Source organism: Campylobacter concisus (assembly GCF_002912895.1).
Classification (GTDB): Bacteria; Campylobacterota; Campylobacteria; order Campylobacterales; family Campylobacteraceae; genus Campylobacter_A; species Campylobacter_A concisus_G.
The window spans coordinates 49,195-61,915 of the sequence record NZ_POZX01000009.1; the positions used below are offsets into that span (position 1 = coordinate 49,195).

Annotated in this window: 10 protein-coding genes and 2 tRNA genes; 4 read left to right on the top strand and 8 right to left on the bottom strand. The window is 33.4% G+C overall.

Going from position 1 to position 12,721, the window contains the following annotated elements:
- Positions 1–14 precede the first annotated feature (14 nt).
- From CYP51_RS00770 to CYP51_RS00785, 4 genes are all read left to right on the top strand, one after another.
- A complete protein-coding gene (locus CYP51_RS00770) occupies positions 15–2,330 on the top strand; it encodes a flagellin N-terminal helical domain-containing protein (protein WP_103623997.1) in 2,316 nt (771 codons plus the stop codon).
- A 143-nt stretch (positions 2,331–2,473) separates the two neighbouring features.
- Positions 2,474–4,555 carry a DNA translocase FtsK 4TM domain-containing protein gene (locus CYP51_RS00775; RefSeq protein WP_440588225.1) on the top strand — a complete coding sequence of 694 codons (2,082 nt, stop codon included), beginning with the start codon at positions 2,474–2,476 and terminating at the stop codon, positions 4,553–4,555.
- A gap of 107 nt (positions 4,556–4,662) precedes the next feature.
- Positions 4,663–4,737: transfer RNA gene (locus tag CYP51_RS00780), tRNA-Gln, on the top strand.
- Positions 4,738–4,763: 26 nt separating this feature from the next.
- Positions 4,764–4,838, top strand: a tRNA-Met gene (locus tag CYP51_RS00785).
- Between the two features lie 46 nt (positions 4,839–4,884).
- On the opposite strand, the gene CYP51_RS00790 is transcribed toward CYP51_RS00785, so the two are convergent.
- The 8 genes from CYP51_RS00790 to CYP51_RS00825 all read right to left on the bottom strand — a co-directional run bounded on the left by CYP51_RS00790 (position 4,885) and on the right by CYP51_RS00825 (position 12,628).
- Positions 4,885–5,769, bottom strand: a complete 885-nt coding sequence (locus tag CYP51_RS00790) for a tyrosine-type recombinase/integrase (RefSeq protein WP_258032753.1) — start codon at positions 5,767–5,769, stop codon at positions 4,885–4,887.
- Positions 5,759–6,904 carry a replication endonuclease gene (locus CYP51_RS00795; RefSeq protein WP_219809024.1) on the bottom strand — a complete coding sequence of 382 codons (1,146 nt, stop codon included), beginning with the start codon at positions 6,902–6,904 and terminating at the stop codon, positions 5,759–5,761. The genes CYP51_RS00790 and CYP51_RS00795 overlap by 11 nt, the downstream gene beginning before the upstream one ends.
- Positions 6,905–7,330: 426 nt before the next feature.
- Positions 7,331–8,473 carry a type II secretion system protein GspD gene (locus CYP51_RS00800; protein WP_103624000.1) on the bottom strand — a complete coding sequence of 381 codons (1,143 nt, stop codon included), beginning with the start codon at positions 8,471–8,473 and terminating at the stop codon, positions 7,331–7,333.
- A complete protein-coding gene (locus CYP51_RS00805; RefSeq protein WP_103624001.1) occupies positions 8,424–9,563 on the bottom strand; it encodes a zonular occludens toxin domain-containing protein in 1,140 nt (379 codons plus the stop codon). The genes CYP51_RS00800 and CYP51_RS00805 overlap by 50 nt, the downstream gene beginning before the upstream one ends.
- 2 nt (positions 9,564–9,565) lie before the next feature.
- Positions 9,566–9,982, bottom strand: a complete 417-nt coding sequence (locus CYP51_RS00810; protein WP_180997720.1) for a hypothetical protein — start codon at positions 9,980–9,982, stop codon at positions 9,566–9,568.
- A 184-nt stretch (positions 9,983–10,166) separates the two neighbouring features.
- Positions 10,167–11,408 carry a hypothetical protein gene (locus tag CYP51_RS00815; protein ID WP_103624002.1) on the bottom strand — a complete coding sequence of 414 codons (1,242 nt, stop codon included), beginning with the start codon at positions 11,406–11,408 and terminating at the stop codon, positions 10,167–10,169.
- 524 nt (positions 11,409–11,932) lie between these two features.
- Complete coding sequence (locus CYP51_RS00820; protein WP_084108104.1) at positions 11,933–12,154, bottom strand: hypothetical protein; 222 nt, start codon at positions 12,152–12,154, stop codon at positions 11,933–11,935.
- A 195-nt stretch (positions 12,155–12,349) separates the two neighbouring features.
- Positions 12,350–12,628 carry a hypothetical protein gene (locus CYP51_RS00825; RefSeq protein WP_258032754.1) on the bottom strand — a complete coding sequence of 93 codons (279 nt, stop codon included), beginning with the start codon at positions 12,626–12,628 and terminating at the stop codon, positions 12,350–12,352.
- Between the last annotated feature and the right edge of the window lie 93 nt (positions 12,629–12,721).

Below are 12,721 nucleotides of genomic sequence, written 5' to 3' on the forward strand. Positions count from 1 at the left end.
TTAGGAAAAAAATTATGAGAATAACAAACCAACTACGTTTTAGTCAGACTTTGCATGACTACCAAAAAAATATGACTGGTGTAAATAAAAGCTACAAGCAGCTCTCAAATGGTTTGAAAATTCAAGATCCATACGATGGTGCTGCGACTTATAATGATGCGATGAGGCTTGATTATGAAGCAACTACTCTCACTCAAGTAGTTGATGCCACTGGTAAATCTGTAAATTTCTCAAAAAATACAGATAATGCATTGCAAGAGTTTGAAAAACAGCTTGAAAATTTTAAGACAAAAGTAGTCCAGGCAGCTAGCAGCGTGCATAGTAAGACATCGCTAGAAGCTTTGGCAAATGACCTTCAAGGTATAAAAAATCACCTTGTGAATATTGCAAACACTTCAGTTAATGGGCAGTTTTTGTTTTCTGGAAGCGCTGTTGATACAAAGCCAATAGATGGTGCAGGAAAGTATCAAGGCAACCGTGATTATATGAAAACATCAGCTGGCGCTCAGGTTGAGCTTCCTTACAATATCCCAGGATATGATCTATTTTTAGGAAAAGATGGTGATTACAGTAAAATTTTGACTACAAATGTTCGTTTGGCTGATCAAACTAGAACCGACATCTCTTATGCGCCAAAATTTTTAAACGATAACAGCAAGATAAAAAATATGATCGGACTAAATTACGCTAGTGATTCAGTGGTTAGAAGTGATGGCTCTTACAATGGCACAATAAATCCAGATTATGATTTTTTAGATAATTCAAATGTAAATTTTCCAGATACATATTTTTTCATGCAAGGCAAAAAGCCAGACGGCACGACATTTACTAGCAAATTTAAGATGAGTGCAAATACAACAATGGCTGGGCTTATGGAAAAAATCGGTATGGAATTTGGCAATACAAAAACAACAAAAGTTGTTGATGTGAGCATAAATAACGATGGACAATTTAATATAAAAGATCTTACTAAAGGTAATCAAACTATTGACTTTCATATGGTTGCAGCCACATCGGTAGCACCAAATCGCGGTGCAATCGCTCAAAACAACGAACTTGATGCGGTAAATTCTCTTGAAGATCTTGAGACTAGGGCAAATAACGTTCCAAAAAAGGTTCATATCACCGAGTTTGTAAAGAGCAAATATACCGATAAAGATGGAAATGCGACAAATGCATTTGACTATGATAAGGTTAGATTTGAGAGAAAGGATAATGAATTAATAGCAAATTTACCACAAGTAGCTAGAAGAACTGGCGAATTTGCAACCGATCAAACAAAGCTAAGTGAAGTCTCTGGTACAAAAGAGAGCTACGATAGAAATTTATATCCAAAAGATGTTGACGCTAGAAAGAGAGAACTTTTTAATATCGACGACCAAGAGATAAAATTACAAGTAAAGTCAATCACCGGTACAAAATATGACATAAAAGTAAAAATGGGTACAGCAGGGGGCACAAATACTCCAGTGCAATTTGAAATAACATCTACACCACCAGGTGGTACGCCTTCTCCAACTAGAAATTTAACAGTCTATAACTCGGATGAGTTTGGAAGTTACAGAACTTACGCTAGTGATTTTACTTATAGACAGCTCATGGACATAGTTGCTATGGCAGCAAGTGATAATATCCCAAATCCTCCACATGCAGAAAATGCAAATTTTGATACAGATATAGAAAAAGTAAAAAGAGATCAAAACTATAATGCATATAAAGAAGCTCTATCAAAAACTAAAGGTGCAGTAGAGACAACTTTAGACGATCGTGGCAGAATGGTTTTAACTGATAAGACAAAATCAGTAACAAACATAGAAGTAACTATGTATGATGCAAAAAATAGTGATAAATTTGATGGAGATAGCACCGGCAGAGATACAGCTGGCAATGCTGGACACGCTCAAGGAAAAGGCTCTGTTTTTAGCTTTAATGAAAATAATGCTTTAACTATTGATGAGCCAAGCACTAGTGTTTTTCAAGATCTTGATAAGATGATAGAGGCTGTTAGAAAAGGATATTATAGAGCTGATGCCGATAATAATGATCCGAGAAACACTGGCATGCAAGGTGCTTTAAAGAGACTAGATCACCTAATAGATCATGCAAATAAAGAGCTTACAAAGATCGGCTCTCAATCAAGACTTTTAACAGCTACAAAAGAACGAGCTGAAGTAATGAAAGTAAATGTACAAACTGTTAAAAACGGTGTAATCGATGCAGACTATGCGGAGTCATATTTGAGATTTACGCAACTTTCTCTTTCATACCAAGCTACACTACAAGCAAGCGCAAAGATCAATCAACTAAGTTTGCTTAACTACTTAAATTAAAATTATAAATCAGCAGGCCTGGCTTGCTGATTTTTTTTAAAAATTAAACTCTAGCGTGCTATAATAAGCCTTTTTATAAAGGATCTAAAATTTTACGACATATATTATTTACTATTTTTGTTTGTATTTTTGTATATTTTGGTATAGCAACAGCTGCTCCTACTGCTGATTTTGTAGGCTCTCTTGGACAAAGCCTTGGTGTTTTAAATATCAAATATTTTGGACTTATCGCATATGTTTATCCGTTTTTATTGATCATTTTGGGCTATTTTGTCTATAAAAATTTTAAGAAATTTGATTTTGATTTTGCTCAGTTTTTAGTAGGAATTTTCCTCTTTTTTGTAGCTTTTTTGATGTTTCAAGCCTTGAGTGCTTCAAGTGTAAATGGCGGTATAATTGGAAATTTCATAGTTAGTGCCTTAAAAGAGGTGATCGGCTCTATCGGCACTGCGGTTGCTATACTTATGATGTTTATTATCTCGCTTGGGCTTGCTTTTAGGGAAAATTTTATTATTGTTTTAAGAAAGGCGTTTGTCGATAGAGAGCCAAAAAGCTACGAGGCGAGTAAAAATTTAAAGGATATAAAACCAAAACAAATCCCAAAGATAGAACGCAAGAGGTCAAAATCTGAAGGCACAAAAGAAGAAGAGCTTATAGAAGCTCAGGTGCTAAATGATGATGAACAGAATTTAGATGAAGAACTAGAGCCTGAGCCAGAAATAGAGAGTAGGGCCTCAACTATAAACGGAGTTGAAATTTTAAACGAAGTGGCTGAGAACAAAAAGTTGCTTGATCAAATAGAGCGAGGAAATGTAGAAAAGCCAAAGAATTTTGTCTTGCCACCGCTTAAATTTTTAAACGATCCACCAAAACGCTCACATAGTGTAAATGAAACGGAAATCGATCAGCAAATTTCTAATTTGCTTGATAAACTCCGTAAGTTTAAAATAGACGGTGATGTGGTTAGAACTTATACTGGGCCTATCGTCACGACATTTGAGTTTCGTCCAGCTCCACATATCAAGGTAAGTAAAATCCTTACTTTGCAAGATGACCTAGCTATGGCGCTAAAGGCACAAACGATCCGTATTCAAGCGCCAATCCCTGGTAAAGATGTGGTAGGCATCGAGGTGCCAAATCAAAATTTAGAGACAATCTATCTAAAAGAAATTTTAGAGAGCGAAGTCTTTAAAAATGCAAGTAGTCCGCTAACCATGGCTCTTGGCAAAGACATCGTCGGTGCTCCTTTTGTAACAGACCTTAAAAAACTACCTCATTTGCTAATCGCCGGAACTACAGGATCTGGCAAAAGTGTCGGTATAAACGCGATGCTTTTAAGCTTGCTTTATAGAAATAGCCCACAAACTTTGCGTCTAATGATGATCGATCCAAAAATGCTTGAATTTAGCATATATAACGATATTCCGCACCTTTTGACACCGGTCATTACAGAGGCTAAAAAAGCGATCACTGCACTTGCCAATATGGTCGCTGAGATGGAGCGAAGATATAAGATAATGAGCCAAACTCGTACTAAAAATATAGAGAGCTACAATGAAAAGATGAAAGAGGAAGGCGGTGAGCAGTTCCCGTATATCGTTGTGATCATCGATGAGCTAGCTGATCTGATGATGACTAGTGGCAAGGATGTGGAGCTTTACATCGGCCGCCTAGCACAGATGGCAAGGGCTAGTGGCATACACTTGATAGTGGCAACCCAGCGCCCAAGTGTCGATGTCGTGACTGGTCTTATAAAGGCAAATTTACCAAGTAGGATAAGTTATAGGGTAGGGCAGAGGATTGATAGTAAGGTCATTCTTGATCAAATGGGAGCTGAGAGCTTGCTTGGACGAGGAGATATGTTATTTACACCTCCAGGAAGTCCTGGTGTGATAAGACTGCATGCGCCATTTGCTAGCGAAAAAGAGATAGAAACGGTTGTAAATTTCTTAAAAGAGCAACAAGACGTAGTTTATGATGAGAAATTTTTAATAGAAGAGGGCACAAGCGGAAGTGTAGCCGCTGGTACTTTAGGAGAAGATGAGCTTGACGAGCTTTACGAAGAGGCTAAAGAGATCATTTTAAGTGAGCAAAAAACGTCAATAAGCTATCTGCAAAGACGTTTAAAAATAGGTTACAACAAAGCTGCAAACATAATAGAGCAAATGGAAAAAATGGGTGTTTTAAGTCCAGTGAATGCAAAAGGACAAAGGGAAATTTTATAGCTAAAGTCATAAATTGCTTTAATTTTAGAATTTTAATTTTTATTAAAAATCTAAAAAGTCTTGACAAAGCACATTAAAATCTATATAATTACAACTCTTAAAAACATTGGGGTATCGCCAAGCGGTAAGGCAACTGGTTTTGGTCCAGTCATTCAGAGGTTCGAATCCTCTTACCCCATCCACTTTTTAAATCCAAAATAATACTTATCGCGGAGTAGAGCAGTGGTAGCTCGTCGGGCTCATAACCCGAAGGTCGGCGGTTCAAATCCGTCCTCCGCAACCAAATACCCATTTTATCGATATTTCAAACACTTTTTAAAATGCTTAAATTATTCTGAAATTGATTTTAGTAAATTTTCGATAGTTTCTTTTGATTTTTTAACGTTTGCAGTAATATATTTTTGTGTTGTAGTGATATTTGTATGCCCCAATGTAAATGATACTTGCTCGATAGGAATTTTTAAATAATTAATTGAATATGTGCCAATTAAATGCCTTATATCGTGAAGTCTAATTTTAGGCAAGTTGTTCTTTTTAAGAAGTGAAGACCAGCTTTTACGCAAATCTTTGAATTTATCGTTAGTCATAGGATTAATAAAGACATAATCGTTTAGCCTATTTTCTTTCTTGGCTATCAAAAATCTTTTGTAAAGACGATTAAAAAGTTCATCGCTCATTTTATAAATCATATTTCTTTTAGCCTTATTAATTTTAAAGGGGATAATATAAGTCCTGGTCTTAAAATTTATATCGCTAAATTTTAAGCTTAATACTTCATTCTTTCGTCTGCCATGAAGTAGAAAAAAGAATATATCACAGCTTGGATCAGTATTTTCACAAATAGCCTTAATAAAACGTTTTTGAATAGTGATCGAGTAATCAAAATACCTTTTATTATCAAACTTTGGCAGCTCAATAAAATCGCAAGGATTTTTATTTATTAATTCCAGCTTTATACCTAGCTTGAAAATAACCTTTAGCTTTGCAACGATATTCTTAATAGTCTTTATCTTGTAATCTTGTTTGATAAGATCATTACAAAACTTTTGAATATCGATAAAATTTATATCTTCTATTTCTCTTAAGCCAAGTGAGTTTTTAAAATGCTTATTATAAGTAGCTATATCACTTCTTAGAGTGGTCGGACTTAAAATAAGCTCATAAAAGCTAATATAATTATTAAAAAGCTCATTTAAACACATTTTAAAACTCATTACAAATCAAAAATCTATCTACAAAGCTATCAATGTCAGGGGCATTTAGATCGTGCTTTTTGTGATAATGTGTGAAATTATCTAGCTCCCTATCGAGCATTATATTTTCAACATAGGCTAAATGCTGGGCATTTACATCACCGCCCAAGCTCTCGTAATAATTTACTAGCTCGTAATCTTTCATCTTACTTACTGGCTTAACTCGTTTTTCGGTCTTAAATAACTCATCGCAAATTTTTAAAATTTGCTTTTGATTTAAAGAATTGCCAAAGCTCTTTATTTCATCTTTTGCATTTTCGTCATTACGGCTATCAATTTTTAATCTATCGTAAAAATTCATAAGCCTGCCACTTATGTAATGCTCCAATCTGCCATTTAAATAAATAATCTCTTCTTTATTAAAAGGCAAATTTATATATATGTAATCATCTTTTTTATTCCACTCCAAAATAGCCCTATGATCGTTTTTTAAGTCGTTTAAGTGATAAAAGTCTTGCATCGTGCTAATAAAATTAATCTTCCTATACACCCATAACGGCACTTTAGTGCGAGAACTCAAAAAACGTCTTACCTTGTACTTTACATACCAAGCTGAAAGCTCATCAAAATCTTGCGTTTCTTTTAAGTTGATAAAAGTCTTTTGAATATACTTCATAACATAGCCGCTGGGATTATTAATGCTGGTTTGAAAGCCGTTTAATTCGCCGTTTTTCTCTTGCTCGCTTGTGATAGCATTTGTTTTTAGGTTTTGCGGAGCATAAAAAATATCTTTATAAATTCTTTTCATGAAATCGATCGTATAAGCTGGGACATAAAATAAAGCGTGGATATGTGGCACGCCATCTTTTTTGTGTGGCTCAAAACACCTTATATAGCTTCTATCGATTTTTTTAAATTTATAAGAATATCGCATAATAAATAAATTCCACTGATGATTAAGAACGGCTACCAGATCAGAAATAGTCAAAGGTGCTGAATTCTTAGCTTTATACTTAACTTCATCAGGCAAATATTTATAATCAATCGGCTTAAATTTAGAATAATCGCCATTTAACGCACCCCTAAAGCAGCCGTTAAGGGTAATGGTTAAAAATACCGGAACTTGAAAATAATCTATCGCAAAAGAGTTAAGCACATTAACACGATTAGACACTTCGGCATAATATTTATCGCTAAAGTTGGCAGACATTGAAATATCAAGCAAATTTCTAACCTACCCATTAATATTAACAAAAGAGAAAGAACGCATATACTCCCTTTGACTATCAAGCTTTGCTTGACAAAGCTCTACATCAAAAGACGAAACACCGTATAAATTCTTTACTGGCATAATCGCTTCCTTAAACCTAAGAGTTTTTTATTAATTTGACAAGGGCTGCTTTGTGGCGGACTTCGTCCGCCCAAAGGCAGCCTTTTTTGGCTACGCCAAAACACATATAGGCGAAAGGGGTGTTTTAAACCCAAAAAGCATATTAGCTGCACGGCTCGATTAAGAAAAACGTGCTAATAGGCTTTAATACTCGCCTTTTGTAGGGGAAAATCCCCTACACCCCTAAAAAAATTAAATAATTTGAATTGTGAGCGTTAGAACAGAATTTATCTCGCTGTCTTGCTCGACTGAAAAAAGATACTTTAAAAGCCATATATCTTTAAGTATAGGAACGCCATTTCTTAGCTTAGAAGTGGTTGTTTTATTGATACCACTAAGCACAAGAACGTCGCCACGCTTTAAAGAATATGAGCTTTTAAGCTCTTTTTTTGAAACAATGGGCGTTAATGATGAACTTTGCGACAAGATATCTTCAAGAATTAAATGTAAGTCAAAATCAATATGATCTGATAAAATGATAGGTTTTAAATTTATCTTTAGACCAATGTCTTTATATTCATAACTATCGGTTTTTTGATAATTTACGTTTGATATATCAGTTTTTGAAACTAGGTAAGGGATATTCTGAACGGAACTAAAATAAACTTCGGTATGGTTTTTTGCCGTTAATACTGGCGATGAGATAATTTTTGTAATGCCATTCGTATCAAGAAAATTTAATATGCCAAAAAAGGCACGATCATCATTTTTAATAATATTTGAATTAGTAATGTAAGGGGAAGTAATCAGATTAATATAATAAGCTAAATCGCCGTGATTAAGTGGCTTAAGCAAGCCTTTTAAATTTGTGCCTAAATCTTTAATGTCTTTTAAATTTGTTTCAGTGATAGTCAGTTTAAATGTTACTTGCTCCAGGCTCTTATCAATTTTCGCAATTGCTTCTTTGATTTGATCAAATATATAGTCATCAGCCCTAAAGAAAACTGAATTAGAAGACGTTGAGTAAGTAGCATTTAAATCAAACTGGCTAAGAATTTTATTTACATCATCATAAACATAATTCTTTAGCTCGATACGCCTAAGATCATAATCAGGCAATTTTTGAGAGCTTACATAGTAGAAATTATCCTTTTTATAAAGGTATAAATTCTTTGCTTCAAGCATTTTTCTAAACATTGCAATTGTGATCTTAACTTCGTCTTCATAGATGAAATAATATTCGCCCTGGTGTATGCTTTCATCAGTTACGATGGCTATATTATTTGCTCTACTTGTAAGGCGTGCGAAATCTAAAAGATCAGTATAAATTTCAGCAGCAAACAAACTATTTAAAAACAGAAGTGGAAGAACTAGGAACTTGATTAAACTTTTCATCGGAAACACCTTTGTTATTTTTTGAAATTAAATTTTGAAAAACTGGCTTGTCAAATACATAGTAGTACTTGACAAGCTCGTGAGATTTTGGCTCGTAATAAAAATATAATGGCGTGTGCATTGAAGATATGTAACTAAGCAATGATAATGGGTATAAATGATAGTCATCGTTAAAATGGCAAGATGAATTAACGCAAGTAATGTTATATATATAAATTTCTGGAACATCGGAGCTGGTTTTATTTTTTTGTTTAGAAGTGTCTTTGAATATATCTGGGAAATCTGAAATACTATTTTTTTGAGAATTTGGAAAAGAAGTTTTATCTTGGTTTGATAAATTGTTTTCAGCTGGAGTGTCAGGCTTAAAAATAGACATAACAACAAAATAAAAATAAAGCAAAAGAAAAATAAATACAACAATAGCCAGTAAAAAATAAAATCTTACAAATGATTTTTTATTTGAACTTTGTCCGGAGTGATATAAATTAAATACTTCTTCAAGATATGGAATATTAATAATCTCTAATCTATCTTTTTTATAAAGCCTATATGAAGCAAAAACTTCATAACGAAATTTCTTTGAAAATAATCTTTTTGCACTATCGGCAGCTTTATAAAATTTTTCTGCTATACGTTTATATTCATTATTTACTAGGGTTAAATCTTGGGTAATTAAATAGATATCCTGGTATAAATGGCGATGATATGTAAGCCACCAAACTAAAATTTCATCTTTTTTATCTTTGAAGAAGTTATGGCACTCATCAAGAACAAATATGCATCCATATAAATTTAGCTCTTTGGCTTTTTCATTAACTTCATTATCGCTTGCACCAGTCTTATATAAAGCATATAAATTTCTTAAGCCTAAATAGAAATCATCAAAATCAAACTTTTTAAATTTGTCGGATAACTCAAATTTGAACTCATTTATATTTGTGTAACAAAATGAATAATTAGGCTTCTCTTTTGGCTTTGCAAATTTAGATAAAAATGTTTTCTTTGGCTCAAATAAAAAGGTCTGATAAATCATATATACTGCGTAATATGTTTTTCCGCTTCCAGGATTGCCAACTAAATATGTAATCATTTTTAAAGCTTTGCCAAAATAAATGTAACAAGAGTTTCACGAACAAATCTAAAAACAGTAATGCCGATTTTTGTCGCATAAATTACAAAGAAAGAAAGAAAAATAGGCGAAAATATAGAAAACACATCACAAAAGGCATTCCAAGCACCAAGAGATTTTAAAATAGAAAAGGCAGTCGTAACGATCCTATCACTACCAACAGAGAGATTGTTAACATAATCAATAATATAGTTAAGCTTAGAATAGATGAAATTAATAATATAAATAACAGCAGTCGTATAAGAAATAACAAGAGCACCTAAAATTACGTTAATAATAACCATTTTAGAAAATGTAATTGCTTTAAAAACAAAATTAATAGCATTTTCCCATTTAAAAAAACCAAAGAAAGAAACAATAGTGGCTATAATTGCTTGCATATCCTACCACCCCATAAAAGTAAAAATAAATAGCTTAACTATTAATGCCAAGAACAACAAAAAGAAAGCTATATAAAAAAATAAATAAAGCGAATGAGAAACTGGCGAAAGAATTTTGCAAAGATCAAAAATAATCTCTTTTTTTGCAGTGATCAAATCAAACTCAAAATTTAAAGGGCAAGTATTAGGAATACCGCCTTTTTTTTAAGCTCATTAAATCGCCGTCTTTGATTTTTGAGATAGTATCGTTTAAGCTTTTTTTAATACCATCAATAGGCTCAAAAAGATCATCAATATTTTTTTTATACATATTTGAAAGATTGCCGGTTTTTTCTTCAAGATCGCCATAATCTATATTACCAGGTGTGGCGTTTTCAGAATTGCCATTGTTTCCTTGTCCGCCACCAGAAGAACCGCCACCATTTCCACCGCCTGAACCGCCACCAGTGCCGCCAGATGAACCGCTATTATTACCACTAGAGCCGTTATTATTGCCACCGCTAGAACCGCCACCAGTGCCAGGCTTAGAATTGTTATTGTCTTTATCTTTTTCTTTGTCCTTGCTTGGATCTTCTTTGTCTTTATCTTTATTTGGGTCTTCTTTGTCTTTGTCTTTGTCCTTGTTTGGATCTTCTTTGTCTTTGTCTTTGTCTTCTTTTTCTTTGTCAAGATTTTCTTTATTTTTGTCAAATTTAAAAACAATTTCTGATCCATCTTTGCAATGTGCTTGAACAATATTAGGTTTGTTAGGATCCCAAGCATAACCAGGATTATAAGAAGAGCCAAGACCAGTGCAATAACACCTTGCAACATCATCTATTGTTAAGGCACTAGAACAATCTATACAATTATAATCAGAAGTAAAAAATTTATGATTATCTTCATCGGTGCAATCAACCACACAAGAATTAGATTTTACATTCCATAATTGACCAGCTGGGCAAGAATCGACACATTGCATAGTGTCAGTGTTAAATTCTTGATTTAGCTTACATCTTGCAACTTCTTTGGAATTAAAAACAATAAAATCATAATAATTAAAAACAGGGTCTTTAGGATAATCAGAAAAAACAAAATAATCAAAAATACCACCACCACCACGCTGGCCAAAGCGGCCAACTCTACGCTCGCCACCTATATAAACATGACCATAGCCAAACCCAACATAAAAACCAGGAGTTTTTGAGCCTAAAAAATAATAAGCTTCTTGAGTAATTGTAAAAGAATAGATATAGTAATAGCCAGTTTCTGGCGATCTAAGACCGTAATAATTATTACCTTTTAAAAATTTGCCATCGATAGGCTTAAAAGTGCTATCAAAGTCTTTATCACGAATAACCGAACATAAGCCACCAGAACAAGCATTAGAAAAAGCAAAAGAGCATAAAAGAGATAAGAAAATGAAAGATCTAATTAGAAATTTCACCATAAAGCCTTATAAAAATCTTTTTGTTAAAAGAGTTAAAGCAGCACAAATGGGTAAAGATAAGACCATAAACCATATAAAGATAGAAAAGAAGTAATCAAAAGACGGAATACCAATAACATTAAACATTTTAAACACCTTTTTTAAATTCTTGAAAGAATTAAGAAAATAAACAAACAAAGCAAGAAACCGCATAAAGTCCCAGTGGTAGACATCAAGAAGTTATATTGCTCTATTGTTAAGTTAAGAAAGACTTTATCCATAAATTTAAACCCCAAAAAAACTACTGACGCACTTCGTTTGTCGGCTTAAAGCTTTGCTTTGCACTCTGCTTTAAGCTTTAAAATTTAAGTACTAATTTTTAAAAAGACTAAAAGCGGAAGTAATGGCAGTAACACAAGCAAAAAAGACAATTACAACAGCAAAGAAAGAATTAAGAAAAAATCCTAATTTCGTAACGTCTATAAAATCAAAATACACTTTTAACCTTTTTAAAAATTAGCCCCCCAATAAAGGGGAACAAGCTATTTCAAAAGAGAAAGACCTTTTTTAACAGCAAAAATTGCAGCTAAAACAACAATAACAGCACCAGCTACGCCCATAAATGGAGTAATATTAAGATCGCCAGTTACTGTGCCATCTGCACCCATTGTTATACCAGCTGCAAGAGCATTGCTTGACATTGCACCAACAGCAGCAACACCACCTAAAACCTTAGCCTTAGTAGAAGAAAGAAATTTTTTCATCTCTAACCCTTTTTGTTTAAATTTAGTAGCCTTTAACTACTTATTTAAGGAAACACGGACTTAAATAAGTAGTTAAAGGGGATAAACCCCTTTATTTATTTATTTTCAGGTTTTTTTGTAGGCTTTGTGTCGTATAGGAAGTATTCGACCGGATTAGCGATCGTAATTATTCTTTGATCGTTAGGGAAGCCACCTTCAACCGGTATTTCTTCGCCTTTTTTTAAATTTTTCTTTTATTGCAGCCGCTACAAGTCCAGCGGTATTGTTATCAGGGCAGATAATTTTAAAAACTACTTTTTGCTCTACTTCATCGGTAAAGCCAGTCTTTTCATTAACAACGTCATAGATATTTGATGAAGAAATACGAACAGAAGAAGAGTAATCATTGCCTTCAAACTTACCAGAAGCCGAACTTCTAACAAGACCACCCCTAAGAACATACTTTAAATCATATTCAGATTTAACGATTTGCATTTTTAACACCTTTTTTTAATTTATTTTTTTGAAACACCATTTAACATAGCCCCGAAAAGGTGTTTCGTCCAAACGGGGCTAAAATAGTTTAAT